Source organism: Arthrobacter sp. JDC6, assembly GCF_056484025.1.
In genome coordinates, this window is record NZ_CM151278.1 from 1,911,709 (window position 1) to 1,928,949 (window position 17,241).

Sequence of the window (17,241 nt, forward strand, 5' to 3'; positions counted from 1 at the left end):
ACAGCCGGCACGGCACCGAATAGCCAGTTGTATACGCAGCCCAGCGGCAAATGTTCAGCAGAGGAGCATGAATTGTCACCTAACCCAGCAGGAAGTCCAGGCGGGCGGCGGCGCGTCGCCGTGATCGGCAGCGGCGTGGCCGGATTGACGGCCGCCTACGTGCTGAACAGGCAGGACGACGTCACCCTGTTCGAGGCGGACTCACGGCTGGGAGGCCATGCCCACACCCACGACATGCCGCAGCCCGACGGCAGCGTCATCGGGGTGGACACCGGGTTCATCGTGCACAACGAACGGACCTATCCCACACTGCTGCGGTTGTTCGCCGAACTCGGCGTCGAGACCCAGGACTCCGAGATGAGCATGTCGATCCGCTGCGACGGCTGCGGGCTGGAATACGCGGGGGCACGGGACGGCGCCCGCGGCATCATCGCCAAACCCTCCAGCCTGCTCCGCGGCCGCTACCTGCTGATGCTGCTGGAGGTGACCCGTTTCTACCGGAAGGCGAGGGAGTTGCTCAGGACCGCGCCGCCGTCGGCCGTCAGCGGCGAGGTGCCGGTGCCGGAACTGACACTTGGCGCGTTCCTGGAACGGGAGAAGTTCAGCCCTTACTTCATCTCCCACTTCATGACCCCCGTGGTCAGTGCAGTCTGGTCCTGCGACCCCACCACCGCCCTGGCCTACCCCGCGCGGTACCTCTTCACGTTCCTGGGCCACCACGGCATGCTGGGGATCAAGGGTTCGCCGCAGTGGCGTACCGTCACCGGCGGCTCTGCCCGGTACGTGGAAAAGCTCGCCGCCACGCTTGCCGACGTCCGGCTCAACACGCCCGTCACTGCCATCCGGCGCCTGCCCGACGGCGTGGAGCTCGTAACGGCCAGCGGGCCGGAAGAGTTTGACGCCGTCGTGGTCGCTACCCATCCCGCGCAGGCTCTCCGGTTCCTGTCCGACGCCACACCGGAAGAGAAGGAAGCGCTGGGCGGGATGCCGTATTCGGTGAACCACACCGTGTTCCACCGGGACCCGGCAGTCCTGCCTGCCGCGGACAACGCCAGGGCGTCGTGGAACTACCGGCTCCCGGCGTGCGACGCGCGACCCGACAAGGTTCTGGTGAGCTACGACCTGACCCGGCTGCAGCGGCTGCATCCCGTGGACGGAAAGCCGTACCTGGTGAGCCTGGGGGAGTCGGAACTGATTGCCGGCACCGCCGTGCTGGAGCGCATGGTGTACGAACATCCGCAATACACGCCGGAATCCCTCCAGGCCCAGCAGGCCATCGCCGCGCTGAGCAACAACCGGATCGCCTACGCCGGGGCCTACCTTGGCTGGGGCTTCCATGAGGACGGTGCCCTCTCCGGGGTGCGGGCGGCCGAGAAACTGGGCCGCACCTGGCCGGAGGCCCGCGCGGATGAACCGGGCAACTCCTCCGGCGAGGGGGAGCGGGAACTGCTGTCCACGGAACGGGCATGACCATGGACGCCTCGATTTTCCGCACGTCCATCTCCCATGTCCGGCGCAGCCCCTTGAAGAATGCGTTCACCTACCGCAGCTACAGCTGGTTCGTGGACCTGGACCACATGCCGCGCCTGCCGTTCCTGCTCCGGCCGCTGGCAGTGTTCCGCGCCGGAGACCACCTGGGCGATCCCGGCGCAAGCATTCGGGCCAACGTGGAGCGCTACCTGCGCACCCAGGGGGTGGAGCCCGACGGCGGACCCATCCACATGCTCACCAGTGCCAGGGTTTTTGGCTACGTCTTCAACCCGCTCACCCTGTTCTGGTGCTACCGCTCCACCGGGGAACTGCAGTGCGTGGTGGCCGAAGTCCACAACACCTACGGGGAGCGGCACTGCTACCTGCTGCGAACCGATCCCTCCGGGCGGGCCTCGGTGCCGAAGGCGTTCTACGTGTCACCCTTCAACGACGTCGACGGCGAGTACCGGATGAAGCTCCCGGCCCCGGGGGACAGGCTTGCCGTATCAATCATCCTGGAGCGGGAGGGGCACCGGCCCTTCGTGGCCACCATGGACGGACGGCGCCGCCCCGCCACCGTTTCGAACATCCTGGCGGCGGCTTTCGCGGTGCCTGCCGCGCCGCTGCTGGTATCCGCCCTGATCCGGATACAGGGCATTAAACTCTGGGCAAGACACCTGCCCGTCGTTGCCAGACCACCCCACACTTCACAGGAGGCAGTTCAATGACCATGACGGACGATAACGGCACCACCGCAGGCCGTGTCGAAGGCAAGGCCGGCGGACCATCCGCCGGACACGTGCCCGCAGCCTGGGGCGCAACCGGGGTGCCGGCGTCGCCCGCCATCATCAATCCCGACCTGTGGCCAGGTGTTGCCCAACCGCCGTCGGGCATGAAAGCCGGACTGGCCGGCAGGACAGCCGGCCTGCTGTTCAGGGGTGCAGTCAAGCGGCTGCCGCTCCGCGTCGAATATCCGGACGGGTCCGTGCTCGGAACCGGCGGGCCGGAGGCCCCCGTGATGACCATGCTGCGGCCCGACGCGTTCGAGGCACGGATCGGAGACAACGGCCTGATCGGTCTGGGCGAATCCTTCATGGCCGGCGACTGGGAAGCCTCGGACCTCGCCGCGCTGCTCGAAGTCTTCGCGGCCTCCGTGGACACGCTGATCCCCATGCCGCTGCAGAAGCTGCGCTCGCTGTACCTGCCCCGGACACCCCGCCAGGAACGCAACGCCGAACAAAACACCCGCAGCAACATCTCCCGGCACTACGACCTGTCCAACGACCTGTTCTTCAACTTTCTGGATTCCACCATGAGCTACTCCTCGGCATTGTTCCCGGAGAAGGCGGGTCCGCTGTCCACCGTTGCATGGGAGTTCCTGGCCGAGGCCCAGCGGGCCAAGATCGACCGGCTGCTGGACAAGGCCGGCGTGGGCGAGGGGACGCGGCTGCTGGAAATCGGCACCGGCTGGGGCGAGCTTGCCCTGCGTGCCGCCGCCCGCGGCGCCACGGTCTACAGCGTCACGCTGTCCAGCGAGCAGCAGGCGCTGGCGCAGGAACGCATTGAGGATGCCGGATTCGCGGACCGCGTGACCGTTGCCCTGCAGGACTACCGGGCGGTGGAAGGCGAGTACGACGCCGTGGTCTCGGTGGAAATGATCGAGGCCGTGGGGTACGAGTACTGGCCCATTTATTTCCAGACCATCGACCGCGTCCTGGCACCCGGCGGAAAGGTGGCCATCCAGGCCATCACCATGCCGCACGGCCGCATGCTGGCCACCCGCAACGCCTACACCTGGGTGCACAAGTACATCTTCCCCGGCGGGTTCCTGCCGTCCGTCCGTGCCATCGAGAGCGTGACCCAGCAGCACACCACCCTTCGGGTAAGGGAGCGCATGGGGATGGGTGACCACTATGCCGCCACCTTGCGGCTGTGGGAGGAACGGTTCCTTTCCCGGTCCCGGGAAGTGGGGGAGCTCGGCTTCGATGCAGTGTTCCAGCGGATGTGGCTGTTCTACCTCTGCTACTCGCGCGCCGGCTTCCAGTCCGGTTACCTGGATGTCCAGCAGATCGTGCTGGACCGCCGGGAGGCGCAGCTATAGCATTCGGCAGAAGCCAGGGGAATCGGAGGTTCCGGCCATGAGACTGAAAACACTTGCATGGACGACGGCGGCGACGGCCGCCACAGCCGCCGCGGGCGGAGTGGCCACGGATCCGCAGGGCAGCTGGTACCTGCGGCTGCGCAAGCCGGACTGGCAGCCGCCGGCCATCGCCTTCCCGCTGGTGTGGACGGCCCTGTATGCAGACCTCGCGGTGACGTCCGCCGTCGCACTGGACCGGGCTGCTGAAATGGACCGGGCTGCTGAACTGGACCGGGCTGCTGCCACCCCGGCCGGCACATCCGACCCGGGTGGCAAGGGCTCCCGCCGGGAGCTCCGCGCCTACCGGGGTGCATTGGCTGCCAACCTGGTCCTCAATGCATCGTGGAGCTGGTTCTTCTGGCGCTCACGCAGGCCCTGGCTTGCGGCGGCCGAGGCCGCCCTGCTCGCCGCCAGCAGCGCCGATCTGGTGCGCCGCACCTATCGGCTGAACCGTGCGGCCGGGGTATCGCTGGCTCCCTACGCGGCGTGGTGCGGCTTCGCCACGGCGTTGTCCACCGCCATCGCCAACCTCAACTCCGCCAAGCGGTAGGAAACCCCGGGCAAGCTGGACACACCTTCGCCGCAGGGAGCGGAACCCGGGTCCGTGACCACTACATGTAGTGGTCACGGACCCTTTTCATGCGGAAGGAAACAGGGCGCGACACGCCGCAGCCGTGCGACACGCGGTCCTTTAAATGTGGCTAAGTACTCCACAGGGTGTGGACCCAGCCCGCAAAAAACCCGCGATTCCGGGCATTTTTCCCGCCCCTGCCTGTGGATTAACGGTGCATTAAATGACATACTTGTAATACATCATCTTGGGGTTCCAAAGAGGCGTCTGCACTACATGTAGTATCTACATACAGCTGGACGGGGACACCGGGCCAGCAAGATTTCAACTAAGGGGACAGGGACAATGACCGTAACGGTTTACACGAAGCCTGCTTGTGTTCAGTGCAACGCCACCTACCGCGCGCTCGACAAGAAGGGCATCACCTACCAGAGCGTTGACATCTCCCAGGACGCCGAGGCACTCGAGCGACTGAAGGCACTTGGCTACATGCAGGCTCCCGTTGTGGTCACCGACCAGGACCACTGGTCCGGCTTCCGCCCCGACAAGATCGAGGAACTGGCACTTTCCGCCGTTTCCTCCGTGGCTTAGGAGTTCCGCTTCTCCTGCCGGCAACCAGCAACCAGCTGAGGTGACTCACGTGGCAGCACCAGCAGCACCAGCAGCACAGCATGACCGCGAGGCCTTACCAATTCACCAGGTTGTTCCCATCCACGCGGCTCAGCGCGTGGAGGTGTCCCCGCCGGCCGGGTCGCAGGACCAGGCTGAACCGGTCCGCACCGGCAGCCAGCTCATCTACTTTTCATCAGCATCCGAGAACACCAGCCGCTTCGTCGCGAAGCTAGGCCGTGAGGTTGCCCGGATCCCGCTCTATCCAAAGGACGCACCCCTCCTCGCTACCCGGCCATTCGTGCTGGTGGTGCCCACCTACGGTGGCACCGGGGGAGAGGGGTCCGTTCCCAAACAGGTCATCCGGTTCCTCAACAACCCGCAGAACAGGAAACTGCTCCGCGGCGTGATTGGCGCCGGAAACACAAACTTCGGGGACAACTACTGCATGGCCGGGGACATCATCGCCGCCAAATGCCACGTACCCCACCTCTATCGATTCGAACTTATGGGAACGCCGGAAGACGTTACCCGGGTCAACCAAGGATTGGACACGTTTTGGACACGACTGTCGCAGACACAGAAGTAACCAGGTCCCAGAAGCCTGAGATGCCCGCCGCGTACAAGGGGTTGGGCTATCACGAGCTGAACGCCATGTTGAACCTCTATGGTCCCAACGGCGAAATCCAGTTCGGCGCCGACCGCGAGGCCGCGCACCAGTACTTCCTGCAGCACGTGAACAACAACACGGTGTTCTTCCATGACCTGGAGGAGAAGCTCGACTACCTGGTGAAGAACCAGTACTACGAGCGCGAGACGCTGGACCAGTACACGATGAACTTCATCCGTGAGCTGTTCAACCGCGCCTACAAGAAGAAGTTCCGCTTCGAGACCTTCCTGGGTGCCTTCAAGTTCTACACCTCCTACACGCTGAAGACGTTCGACGGCAAGCGCTTCCTGGAGCGCTACGAGGACCGCGTCTGCATGGTGGCACTGCACCTGGCGCGCGGCAACGAGCAGCTGGCCCTGCAGATGGTGGATGAAATCATCGAAGGCCGTTTCCAGCCGGCCACCCCCACGTTCCTGAACGCGGGCAAGAAGCAGCGCGGCGAGCTGGTCTCCTGCTTCCTTCTCCGCATCGAAGACAACATGGAGTCGATCGGACGCTCCATCAACTCCGCCCTGCAGCTGTCCAAGCGCGGCGGCGGAGTGGCCTTCGCGCTGACCAACATCCGCGAGGTGGGCGCGCCCATCAAGCAGATCGAGAACCAGTCCTCCGGCGTCATTCCCGTGATGAAGCTCCTCGAAGACAGCTTCTCCTACGCCAACCAGCTCGGTGCCCGACAGGGTGCCGGCGCCGTGTACCTGCACGCGCACCACCCGGACATCTACCGGTTCCTGGACACCAAGCGCGAGAACGCGGACGAGAAAATCCGCATCAAGACCCTCTCCCTGGGCGTCGTCATTCCGGACATTACGTTCGAACTGGCCAAGAAGGACGAGGACATGTACCTGTTCTCGCCCTATGACGTCGAACGCGTCTATGGCATGCCGTTCTCGGACGTCTCGGTCACCGAGAAGTACTACGAGATGGTTGACGATTCCCGGATCAAGAAGACCAAGATCAAGGCACGCGAGTTCTTCCAGACCCTCGCCGAGATCCAGTTCGAATCCGGCTACCCGTACATCATGTTCGAGGACACCGTGAACCGGGCCAACCCGATCGACGGCAAGATCATCATGTCCAACCTGTGCTCGGAGATCCTCCAGGTTTCCCAGCCCACCACGTACAACGATGACCTGTCCTACGCCGACACCGGCAAGGACATCTCCTGCAACCTTGGTTCACTGAACATCGCCAAGACCATGGACTCGCCGGACTTCGGCCTGACCATCGAGACGGCCATCCGTTCCCTCTCGGCTGTCTCGGACATGTCCAACATCACCTCGGTGCCGTCCATCGCCAAGGGCAACGACCAGAGCCACGCGATTGGCCTGGGCCAAATGAACCTGCACGGCTACCTGGCGCGGGAGCGGGTCCACTACGGCTCTGAAGAGGGCCTGGACTTCACCAACATCTACTTCTACTCGGTGGTGTACCACGCCGTCCGCGCCTCCAACCTGCTGGCCATCGAAACCGGCCAGACGTTTGGCGGCTTCGAGAAGTCCAAGTACGCGTCGGGGGAGTTCTTCGACAAGTACACGGAGCAGGAGTGGGTTCCGCAGACCGAGAAGGTCCGCGAGCTCTTCAAGAACGTGCACATCCCCACGCAGGAAGACTGGCGCGCGCTGAAGGCTTCGGTCATGGAGCACGGCATCTACAACCAGAACCTGCAGGCCGTGCCGCCGACGGGCTCGATCTCCTACATCAACAACTCCACCTCCTCGATCCACCCGGTGGCGTCCAAGATTGAGATCCGCAAGGAAGGCAAGCTGGGCCGCGTGTACTACCCGGCGCCGTACCTCACCAACGACAACCTGGAGTACTACCAGGATGCGTACGAGATCGGCTACGAGAAGGTCATCGACACCTACGCCGCCGCCACCCAGCACGTGGACCAGGGCCTGTCCCTGACGCTGTTCTTCAAGGACACCGCCACCACGCGCGACATCAACAAGGCCCAGATCTACGCCTGGAAGAAGGGCATCAAGACCATCTACTACATCCGTCTCCGCCAGCTCGCGCTGGAAGGGACCGAAGTTGAGGGCTGCGTCAGCTGCATGCTGTAGCTTCAACCAACGCGACAGTACGACGGCGGGCGCCCGCCCGCCGTCGTACGCTTTAACTTAGAGAAAACCCACCCAACGCATAGGGGATGACATGACCGAGAAGGTCAAGCTGCTCAGCCACGTCGAGGCCATCAACTGGAACCGCATCCAGGACGACAAGGACGTCGACGTCTGGAACCGCCTGGTCAACAACTTCTGGCTGCCGGAAAAGGTGCCGCTGTCCAACGACGTCCAGTCCTGGAACACGCTGACGCCGGCCGAGCAGCAGCTCACCATGCGCGTATTTACCGGCTTGACCCTGCTGGACACCATCCAGGGCACGGTCGGTGCGGTGTCCCTGATTCCGGATGCCCTCACTCCGCACGAGGAGGCTGTGTACACGAACATCGCCTTCATGGAGTCAGTGCACGCCAAGAGCTACTCCTCCATCTTCTCCACCCTGGCTTCCACCAAGGAGATCGACGAGGCATTCCGCTGGTCCACCGAGAACGAGAACCTTCAGAAGAAGGCGCAGATCGTCATGGACTACTACCAGGGTGACGATCCGCTGAAGCGGAAGGTGGCCTCCACGCTGCTGGAAAGCTTCCTGTTCTACTCGGGCTTCTACCTGCCCATGTACTGGTCCTCCCGCGCCAAGCTGACGAACACCGCCGACCTGATCCGCCTGATCATCCGTGACGAAGCTGTTCACGGTTACTACATCGGCTACAAGTTCCAGAAGGGCCTGGAAAAGGTCTCCGAGGAACGCCGCCAGGAGATCAAGGACTACACGTTCGAACTGCTGTTCGAGCTGTACGAAAACGAGGTCCAGTACACCCACGACCTTTACGACGGCGTGGGCCTGGCCGAGGACGTCAAGAAGTTCCTGCACTACAACGCCAACAAGGCCCTCATGAACCTGGGCTACGAGGCGATGTTCCCGGCGTCCGTCACCGACGTGAACCCGGCCATCCTGTCGGCCCTGTCCCCGAACGCTGACGAGAACCATGACTTCTTCTCGGGCTCGGGTTCGTCCTATGTCATCGGCAAGGCCGTCAACACGGAAGACGAGGACTGGGACTTCTAGACTTTCTTCTTTTCAGGATCCGACAGCAAGGGACTCCGCACGTTTTGTGCGGGGTCCCTTGCTGCCATATCCGGCAGTTCATTTGGCATCGAGGTAGGTACGAAGGAATGCTTCTCCCGCAGATGGCGGTTCCCGAAAATAGTCCACGGTCCCCCTCACCGCGGTGGGCATAGGAGGATATGGATGTTGCCGTTCTGTGGCTTGCTGCCCCAACGAACACGGCCAGTGAGGTGCTTCCCAGTCCTGATGTTCGCTTTTGTATCTCCGCCCTGATGGTGAAATCCAGCCGGGCGGCTCGTTCTGTGATGCGGGGGTCGGTGTCCAGCCGCTGGCGTGTTTGAGTCTGTGGTGCCGGGGACAAGGCTGTCCCAGGTTGCTGATCCCGGTGGTTCCGCCGTGATGCCAGGCCAGGAGGTGGTCTGCTTCGTTGTCCAGGGACTGGTTGCTGCACCCGGGGAACGGGCATCTGCCGTCGCGCATTCGTAGCCAGTTCCGCATGGCCTTCGTCAGCCGGTAGCTTGTGCGGCCGATTTCCAACGGGGCCCCGTCCCGTGGATCTATGAGCACCCGATGGAACGAATCCGCTCCATTGGTTAGGAGATTCCGGGCCATGGAGGCAGGGATGGGTCCGAACCCGTCCAGCGTGGCCGGTTCCTCTGTCAGCCCCAGCAGTGAGAAGACGGGAACGGTGATCAGGACCTCGGCCCGGGGCGTAGGGACATCGGCCATGCCGGGTCCTCCGGCCTCAGCCCCGCCGCCGCTGATGCCGTTGTCGCTTCGCAGGACTGCCGCAGCAAATACGTCTGCCCGTAACTGGGTGAGCGTCCGGTTCTCGTGGGGCCCTTGCAGGCCCCGGGCGATGGCGGTAATGCGGTTCCAGATCGCAGCCGCCTGGTCCGCGGGCAGGTAGGCAGACACCCGCGCCATGCCGTCCTGCTCCGGGGTATATTCCAGGCACCTGTCCCGCGCTCCCTTAGCATGGCGTTTTTCGATGCTGTCCGGGTGGTGCCGTTCGCGCCAGGTCCTGGCCTTCCGCCGGAACCTGAAGGCGGGCATCTCGCCGGCCGGGCAGCCGCGGGCAGGATTGGCCGCGTCAGCGCCGAGGAAGTGTGCCTCGAGTACCCGCGCTGCGTCACAGTCAAGGGTGGCGGTCTCGTCCACCATCACCCTGGCGTGTTGCCACGAGACAGTTCCCGCCTGCAATGCTGCCAGGGTGAGTGGCAAGAACGTAGCCAAAGCATGGGATTGCTCCAACAGCATGCCTGCAGCCCGATCGCCGATGGCCAGTACACAGCCCACCTCGGCCGCTATTGCCATTTCCTGCGCCTGGACGGGCATGTCAGGAGGCGCGGCAGATCGCGCGGAATCCGCATATCTGGCCGTTGCCTCCGCCTTCAACGCAGCGACCCGGGCCTCGGTTCGTGAAATTCCGGCAAGGATGTCCAGGCACCCGTCAGCGACGGCGGCCAAGGGGTCGGCGTGCTGGGGGAACCCGTTACGGGACTCAGCCACCTCGGCGCGGAGCAGGGCAATCGAGGAGTCGATCGCTTCAAAAGCCGTTGTCACCGCTTCGCTTCCCATGTACTCATCATCCAAGGGGGGTGTGACATTTTGCGGGCCACCACTCCGCGCCAACAACCGCACTTTCAGCACGCACTCGAAAAGCTTTGCAGGCATCCACCGCGTGTATGACCTGCAACGGCGCGGTCTGGCATATTTGGAGCCACTAGCCGTTAACCGGAAGGGGAACCACGTGGGTGCATGGGGCTACCTGCCGTTTGAGAACGACGACGCGCTGGACTGGCTGGACGAGCTGGAGACCGGAGGGGTCGACGTCGTGCGCCAGGCGTTGGCGAAGGCAGGTCACAGGTATGTCGAGGCACCCGAAGGGGCTGTCGCTATCGCCGCCGCCGAAGTGACCTCCGCCAGCCAAGGCAACCCGCTGGGCGATCTCCCGGAGACCGTGGCGACCTGGGTGGCTGCCCGCGGGGCAGAGGTCACCGCCGAAGACGTGGAGATGGCACTGGAAGCAGTTGAACGGGTTGCCGGGGAGAAGTCCGAGCTTGCTGAACTGTGGGACAACGCTGACGAACCGGAATGGCGTGAATCACTTGAAGACCTCAAGGAACGGCTGCGGACAGCTTTGCGGTAGACCCGCCACTACCGTCCGGGCTCCCTGGCATCAGACTTCAGGAAGAGTGCAGGTATGCCCGTCGGCGTCCATGGGATAACCGCAGAGCGGGCATGCCGGACGCCCGGCACCCACTACCTCCCGGGTCCGTTTGGCGAATGCGCGGGCGGTGCCCACCGGCATCCGCACCAGCAACATTTCGGCCACGTCAGCGGCGTTCCCAGCAAGCAATTCGACGTCTTCATCAGCACCGACTTCAATGATCGGGTAGGCCTCTATCACAACCTGCGCCGTTGTCGGGTCCCAGCCCAAACTCATGGCGCCGGCCCTGAACTGCTCCTGGACTGCCTCGAGCTGGTCATTGTCGACGAGCTCGATGGGAGTACCCGTGGGAACACTGAAGGGATTGCCGTCAAGGGCGATGAGCTCGTCGAGGATTTCGTCAATCTTTTCGGCGAGCTGGGCAGACTGCTGTTTCTCCAGTGCGATGCTCACAATTTGCCTACCTGCACGTACCTGCAGGTAGAACGTTCGCGCCCCTGGAACACCGATGGTGCCGATGACGACCCGGTCAGGCCAGGCAAACTCATGAACACGTGTGGGCATGTCAGTAGTTTAGGCACATCAGGCTTCGTGCGCCGTTTGCCCGGCGGCGCCGCCGACCCGCGCATCGCCGATGTTGGTGCCTTTCGAGGGCCACAAAAGAGGTTGCCATCCACCCAGCCTCAACGGAATTCTCGCCGGCCCCGGTGACAGCAGGGGTGATACCCGGTCCGTGGTTACCGGTGCAGGCGCTCACGCCAGTCTGCGGGTACCTTGTCTGGCGGTGCAGGTGCTGGCTGCTCAGGTGGCCTGGACTGGGGATCCGGAAGCCTTGGACCACGGAAGAACTTCTTCGTGGTGTGATCGTAGAACCATTCCTCCCCGGGTTCGAAAGACCGTACGACAGTGTGGCCGGTGGCGCGCGCGTGGGCACTGGCATGCTGCGAGGGAGATGAATCGCAGCATCCAATGTGGCCGCACTGGGCGCAGCGGCGAAGATGCAGCCACCAGCCTTGGCCGTCACCGTTGAGGCAGTCCAGGCACCCTGATCCGCTGGGCTTGGCGGCGAGGCTGATTCCAGGAGGAGGGCGGTTTTCCTCGGGGTCTTCCATTTCATCCCTCCGGTCCTGCTCAAGTTCGGGTCCCTGCTTGCCTGCCGTCGGAGCCATTCTGGCAGAATTCGGGCGCCCCCGGAATGACAGAATCGAGGTAGAACGGGGTCCCAGACAACTCCGTCCCCGGTGGCGAAGGAACGTCCGGGAGGCAAGGGAGAACCCTTGTCCCCAATGTCCTTGCGCGAGTATCGTGAGCGCCACCGAACCATAGAACCGGAAAGACGGCGGCCATGGATGACCCGGTTCCGATCATGCTGATTGCCACCACCGACGCGACCTCCCGGCGCATGCTCGGAGATGAGTTGCGCCGACGGTACGGTGCCGATTACGAGGTGGTGGCCTGCGACGGCCACGCCCACGGACGGGCGGTGCTGGAGGGGCTCCGTCGCTGGAACCGCCAGGTCGCCCTCATTCTCGGGTGCTACGGTCCGGCTGACCGCGGGGGACTTGATTTCTTGCGGCGTGCCTACGGCTTCCACCCGGCCGCCAAACGCGGTGTTGTGGTGACATGGGGTGACTTCGAAAGCGCCCCGACTGTGTTCCGGGCGGTAGGGCAGGGGTACGCCGAGCTGGTGATCATACGTCCGGAACGTTCACGCGACGAAGAATTCCATGGGGCGATAACCGACGCCCTTGATGACTGGCAGTTGGCCCAAGGGGTGGGGTTTGAGGCGGTCCGGCTGATCGGGGACATAGGCGACGAAAGGACGCATACGCTGCGCGACTCCCTGAGCCGGAACCACATCCCGGTGGGCTTCCACCCAGTTGGGTCCGAGACGGCGGAACGGACGCTGAAGAGCCTGGGCCTGCGCCATCCCGCGTTGCCGGTCCTGGTGCTGGAGTTCACTGCTTCACCAGTTGTCCTTGAGAACCCCAGTGACCTGGAGATCGCCGAAGCGATGGGGGTGACGCGGCCTCCTCCGGCGGACAAGATCTTCGATGTGGTGGTTGTGGGAGCAGGCCCCTCCGGTCTCGCGGCCGCCGTGTATGCCTCCTCCGAGGGCCTTTCGACCATGGTGGTGGAGGGGGAGGCTGTGGGAGGCCAGGCCGGCACCAGCTCGTTGATCCGCAACTACCCTGGCTTTTCACGCGGTGTGAGCGGCGCCCACCTGGCCTACCGTTCATTTCACCAGGCCTGGACTTTGGGCGCTGACTTCCTGTTCCTGCGGAAGGTGGCGGGGCTCAGCGCGGACGGCCCGCTGTACACTGTGTCGATTTCCGATGGGAGTGCGGTGCGGTGCCGCGCAGTAGTGGTGGCCACCGGTGTGGACTACCGCCGCCTCGGCATACCCCAACTGGAGGATCTGGTGGGCAGAGGCGTCTTCTACGGGGCTACAGTCTCCGAAGCGCCGTCGATGGCCGGAAAGCATGTCTGTGTCGTGGGGGGCGGCAACTCGGCCGGACAGGCGGTTCTGCACCTTGCGAGGTATGCGAAAAAGGTGACGCTGCTGGTGCGTGCACCCACCCTGTCCGCCAGCATGTCGGAATACCTCATTTCCCAACTTGAAGCCACCCGGAACGTCGCGATCCGCTTTGGCACCGCAATCGTGGGGGCCCGGGACCAGGACGGATTCCTTGCCGCCGTCAGGGTCGCCGCATCCGGAGCAGCCGAAGCAATCGCGGGCGAGGAGATCGAAGCGGGCGGCTTGTTCGTGCTGATCGGTTCAGTGCCGCGGACCTCCTGGCTGCCCGACACCGTAGAGCGTGATCCGGCCGGTTTTCTCCTTACAGGTGCCAGGGATGTCAGTGACGCCGGGATGGACAGGGCTCCGCTGGCGCTGGAAACCAGCATGCCCGGCATCTTCGCGATCGGTGACGTGCGGGCCGGTTCCATCAAAAGAGTGGCCACCGCAGTCGGGGACGGTGCCACCGTGGTCTCAATGCTTCACGCCTACCTGGCCGAAAACCCCCTCCCGGCCTCGCCCCCTGCCCCTGGCGGGCCAGCCGCACCCGAGGAGCAGCCCGGTGATGTCCGCTTCAACTGAGGCCATTCCACTGATTGCACCGATGCGGTGGCTGCTCTACGTCGCTGCATTCCTGGTGTTTCTTGCCGGGCTCGTGCTGTTCGTGTTTCCGCTCCGGACCGATGAATTCTTTGCATGGACGGTCAACCCGCCCATGACGGCGGTCTTCCTCGGGGCGGCATACTGGTCGAGCGCCGGCTTGGAGGTGGCGGGCGCCCGTTCGGCAGGTTGGGAGTCGGCGAGGCTGGCAGTATGGCCCGTGTTCGTCTTCACGACACTGACCTTGGGAGTCACCCTGCTGCATCTCAACCGCTTCCACCTGTCACCGGACACGGCCCCCACCGCCCAAATAGCCACCTGGGCGTGGCTGGCAATCTACGCCATCGTGCCCGTGGCAATGGCCGTCACCAGCTGGATACAGATCCGGTCCCGGCGTCCTGCCCCCAAATCCGTAACGGCGGGACTGCCAGTACTGCCGCCTGCGCTCCGAATGCTCATGGTGGGTATTGCCGGGGTGCTGCTCATTTACGGCCTGGCACTCCTGGCGGCACCCATTCCTGCCGCGAAGTGGTGGCCGTGGCCACTGTCCGAACTCACTGCGAGGGCGATCGGGGCGTGGCTGATCGGTCTTGGGTGGTCTGCCGCGCAGGGCCAGTCGAGCCGCTACCTCCATACCGTCCGGCCCGTGGCCCTGACCTCCGTTGTCTTCGTCATTCTGCAGGCGCTTGCCTTGCTGCGGTACGGCGGTGCCCTGGCATGGCAGAGCGCCCCCGCAATCGGCTTCGTCACCATGCTTCTTGCCATTGGAGTTGCCGGCGGATGGGCACTCGGACTTTCCCGTTCGGCGACTTCTTCCCGGGGTCCCGTTCCATCGGCGTGAGCCTGATCGGCAGCGCTGAAACCTCAGCGCAGACTCATCAGTCCTCCCGCAACAGCGGAGAGGCGCCGGGAGGAGGCAAGCCCGAGGTGATACACGTGCAGTTCCCTGGCTCCCGCCGCACAAAGCACCTGCCACTCGCTTGCCAGCCTGCCGCCGTCGGCCGTCTTCGGCGGCAGCGCCAGGACATACGCACCCACCCGCAAACCGGCGGCCAACATGGCTTCGACCGTCACGGCGCCTTCGCTGGGCTCGCCCCAGCAAGGTACGACGGCGGTGAGGTCACCCCGGTGCCCCCAGAGCCTGCTCCTGCGGAGCGCCTCCACCGGAACGAAGGGCCCCGTGGCCCAGGGGTCCGGCGTGGCGTGCAGCGACAGCCGGGGGCGGGAGCCGGTGGCTTCGATCGCTGCCAAGCACTCATCCAGCAGCATCGCCGTGGCATCCCACCGGACCTCCAGGAGGGGAAGGAACGCCGCTGCCCCGGACGCAAATGCAGCTGTCATTCGGGCATCATCGGCCTGCGCGACGGCAGAGCGGACCCGGCTTTGATACCCGGCGGCAGGCAACCCGCGGGCCTCGTACCCGGTGGCGCATGCATCGCAGAAGCACAGCGACAACAGCGCCTGCACCCAGGTTGAGTACTCGGCTCCCTCGGTCTTCTCATGCCGGTTCTGGTGGCTGAAACCCAGCGGACCCGCCGCTTCGAGGATTAACCCATCCGGCTGTCCCATCTCCAGGACTTGGCGCACCAGGGACGCAGCGTAGGAGCGGACCTGAGGCTGCGACGGGCACAGCGCGTACCTGTAGACCTCGTCGAAGGCATTTTGTACGCAGAGGCCGGGGCTGTTTCCGCCCACTGCGCTGGAGTGGGTCAGCACCGTCCACGCGTCCACGGGAAGGCCCTCCGCCTGAAATGCCGCTGCGGCCTCGCCGAATCCGTTCTCCGTCCCGGTCCATTCCCTCGCGTTGCCGGGTATCAGCTGCCGGCCTGCGAAAGCACCGCCTTCCGGAACGTAGAGGGCTGCGGACCGGGCGTCCACGACGCGCCGGGTGGGATGCCGTGGGGTGCCGGCCCGCACCGAGTGGTATGCGGCCGCAAGCGCCACGCGGTCAACGCCGGTGTCCCTGACCCATGACACCGCCTTCGGGTCGCCCAGTACATCCCACGGATAGAGATAGCCGGTAACCTGCATCACCTGCGGACCTACCACCGGGGGAGGGCAGCCGTGAAGTCGGGGACAAAACGCTGCATGTAGCCCGTGTCATCCCGCGCCGTCATGCGGGCGTCCAGGTACTGCTGGTGGAGTTCAGCCAGTTTCTCCCGGTTCAGCTCCACGCCAAGGCCGGTGCCGGTGGGAACCGGCACGCTGCCGTCCACAAACTTCAGGGCTCCGGGCTTGACCACGTCGTTGTGCCCGTTCCAGGGATAGTGGGTATCACAGGCGTACGTCAGGGCAGGCGTCGCGGCGGCGACGTGGACCATGGCAGCAAGGCTGATGCCAAGGTGGGAATTGGAATGCATGGACAATCCTATTCCGAAGGTTTCGCAGATGGTGCCCAGTTCCCGGGTGTGGCGGAGGCCGCCCCAGTAGTGATGGTCACCGAGGATTACCTGGACGGAATCGAGTTCCACACTCCTTTTGATGTGGTCGAAGGCCACGACGCACATATTGGTGGCAAGCGGCATGGGGGCAGCAGCCGCGACCTGGCCCATTCCCTCCAGGCCCGGCGTCGGATCTTCCAGGTACTCAAGCAGCCCGCTCGTTTCGGCCGCCACCCATTTCGAGGTCTCCACCGTCCAGGCAGTGTTGGGGTCCAGCCGGAGCGGAAGGTCCGGGAACGCTTCACGCAAAGCCCGGATAGCTTCAATTTCACGGGCGGGTGGAAAGACGCCGCCCTTGAGTTTGATGGATTTGAATCCGTACTCGGTGATCATCCGGCGAGCCTGCCGGACGATGCCCTCCGGATCCAGCGCCTCGCCCCAGCCGTCGGAAATGGCCGGGCGTCCATCGTGAGCAGGGTGTTCAGCCCACTTGTAGAAGAGGTAGGCGCTGAAGGGGACCTCGTCCCGCACAGTGCCGCCGAGCAGTTCGCTCACGGTCCTGCCCGTTGCATGCCCCTGGATATCCAGGGCAGCGACTTCGAAGGCGGAGAAGACGGCAGCCCGTTCAAAGGCAGAGAGATTTGGGTCCAGCGCCTGGTTGATGAGCCGCTCCATTGTGGAGGTTTCAAAGATACTGACGCCCTTGATGGCATTGGCGCCGGCGGCGAGGTTGTCCAGGCGGCTCTGGCCGCCGGCACATTCGCCCAGGCCCAGGAGCCCGTTGGCGGTGCGGACTTCAATGACCACCCTATGGACCAGGGGCTCGTGGACGCCGATGGCGTTCAGGAGCGGCGGATCGGAAAAGGCGATCGGTGTGATGGTGATGTCGGTGATCGTCAGGTCTGCCGCGGTGGGTGCCGCGGTGGCAGGAACAATTGAGCTGATATTCATGGAAATTCTTTCGTGGAGGGTTGGGGAGGCCG

General features: G+C 64.3%; 16 protein-coding genes. 11 read left to right on the top strand and 5 right to left on the bottom strand.

Features of this window, described 5'->3' with window-relative positions:
• The first annotated feature begins 72 nt into the window (after positions 1–72).
• From ACV095_RS08935 to nrdF, 8 genes are all read left to right on the top strand, one after another.
• A complete protein-coding gene (locus ACV095_RS08935; protein WP_478223297.1) occupies positions 73–1,470 on the top strand; it encodes an NAD(P)/FAD-dependent oxidoreductase in 1,398 nt (465 codons plus the stop codon).
• A complete protein-coding gene (locus tag ACV095_RS08940; RefSeq protein ID WP_018769434.1) occupies positions 1,467–2,198 on the top strand; it encodes a DUF1365 domain-containing protein in 732 nt (243 codons plus the stop codon). The genes ACV095_RS08935 and ACV095_RS08940 overlap by 4 nt, the downstream gene beginning before the upstream one ends.
• Positions 2,195–3,571: a class I SAM-dependent methyltransferase gene (locus ACV095_RS08945; protein WP_200953160.1), complete on the top strand. Its 1,377-nt coding sequence runs from the start codon at positions 2,195–2,197 to the stop codon at positions 3,569–3,571. The genes ACV095_RS08940 and ACV095_RS08945 overlap by 4 nt, the downstream gene beginning before the upstream one ends.
• Positions 3,572–3,608: 37 nt before the next feature.
• Entirely contained in the window at positions 3,609–4,160 is a 552-nt protein-coding gene (locus ACV095_RS08950; RefSeq protein WP_478223298.1) for a TspO/MBR family protein, read from the top strand.
• A gap of 366 nt (positions 4,161–4,526) precedes the next feature.
• Entirely contained in the window at positions 4,527–4,772 is a 246-nt protein-coding gene (gene nrdH / locus ACV095_RS08955; protein ID WP_013601222.1) for a glutaredoxin-like protein NrdH, read from the top strand.
• A 136-nt stretch (positions 4,773–4,908) separates the two neighbouring features.
• Positions 4,909–5,379, top strand: a complete 471-nt coding sequence (nrdI, locus tag ACV095_RS08960) for a class Ib ribonucleoside-diphosphate reductase assembly flavoprotein NrdI (RefSeq protein WP_018769431.1) — start codon at positions 4,909–4,911, stop codon at positions 5,377–5,379.
• Between the two features lie 20 nt (positions 5,380–5,399).
• Positions 5,400–7,520 (top strand): class 1b ribonucleoside-diphosphate reductase subunit alpha, encoded by a 2,121-nt coding sequence (gene nrdE, locus ACV095_RS08965; RefSeq protein WP_018769430.1) that lies wholly within the window; start codon positions 5,400–5,402, stop codon positions 7,518–7,520.
• 91 nt (positions 7,521–7,611) lie between these two features.
• Positions 7,612–8,586: a class 1b ribonucleoside-diphosphate reductase subunit beta gene (nrdF, locus tag ACV095_RS08970; RefSeq protein WP_018769429.1), complete on the top strand. Its 975-nt coding sequence runs from the start codon at positions 7,612–7,614 to the stop codon at positions 8,584–8,586.
• A gap of 78 nt (positions 8,587–8,664) precedes the next feature.
• Here nrdF and ACV095_RS08975 read toward each other — a convergent pair whose 3' ends face one another.
• Entirely contained in the window at positions 8,665–10,167 is a 1,503-nt protein-coding gene (locus ACV095_RS08975; protein WP_478223299.1) for an HNH endonuclease signature motif containing protein, read from the bottom strand.
• Positions 10,168–10,339: 172 nt separating this feature from the next.
• Here ACV095_RS08975 and ACV095_RS08980 point away from each other — a divergent pair, with 172 nt between their 5' ends.
• Positions 10,340–10,738, top strand: coding sequence for a DUF4259 domain-containing protein (locus tag ACV095_RS08980; protein ID WP_018769427.1), 399 nt, complete (start codon positions 10,340–10,342; stop codon positions 10,736–10,738).
• Positions 10,739–10,768: 30 nt separating this feature from the next.
• Here the strand turns inward: ACV095_RS08980 and ACV095_RS08985 are convergent, their stop codons facing one another.
• Both ACV095_RS08985 and ACV095_RS08990 read right to left on the bottom strand, forming a co-directional pair.
• A complete protein-coding gene (locus tag ACV095_RS08985; RefSeq protein WP_056390609.1) occupies positions 10,769–11,323 on the bottom strand; it encodes a DUF3090 domain-containing protein in 555 nt (184 codons plus the stop codon).
• Between the two features lie 173 nt (positions 11,324–11,496).
• Entirely contained in the window at positions 11,497–11,928 is a 432-nt protein-coding gene (locus tag ACV095_RS08990; RefSeq protein WP_478223300.1) for a UBP-type zinc finger domain-containing protein, read from the bottom strand.
• A 176-nt stretch (positions 11,929–12,104) separates the two neighbouring features.
• Here ACV095_RS08990 and ACV095_RS08995 point away from each other — a divergent pair, with 176 nt between their 5' ends.
• Both ACV095_RS08995 and ACV095_RS09000 read left to right on the top strand, forming a co-directional pair.
• Positions 12,105–13,859 carry an NAD(P)/FAD-dependent oxidoreductase gene (locus ACV095_RS08995; RefSeq protein ID WP_478223301.1) on the top strand — a complete coding sequence of 585 codons (1,755 nt, stop codon included), beginning with the start codon at positions 12,105–12,107 and terminating at the stop codon, positions 13,857–13,859.
• Positions 13,843–14,718, top strand: coding sequence for a hypothetical protein (locus tag ACV095_RS09000; protein ID WP_134164673.1), 876 nt, complete (start codon positions 13,843–13,845; stop codon positions 14,716–14,718). The genes ACV095_RS08995 and ACV095_RS09000 overlap by 17 nt, the downstream gene beginning before the upstream one ends.
• A gap of 23 nt (positions 14,719–14,741) precedes the next feature.
• On the opposite strand, the gene ACV095_RS09005 is transcribed toward ACV095_RS09000, so the two are convergent.
• Positions 14,742–15,908 carry a hypothetical protein gene (locus ACV095_RS09005; RefSeq protein ID WP_018769425.1) on the bottom strand — a complete coding sequence of 389 codons (1,167 nt, stop codon included), beginning with the start codon at positions 15,906–15,908 and terminating at the stop codon, positions 14,742–14,744.
• A gap of 11 nt (positions 15,909–15,919) precedes the next feature.
• Positions 15,920–17,209, bottom strand: a complete 1,290-nt coding sequence (locus ACV095_RS09010; RefSeq protein ID WP_478223302.1) for a glucarate dehydratase family protein — start codon at positions 17,207–17,209, stop codon at positions 15,920–15,922.
• Positions 17,210–17,241 lie beyond the last annotated feature (32 nt).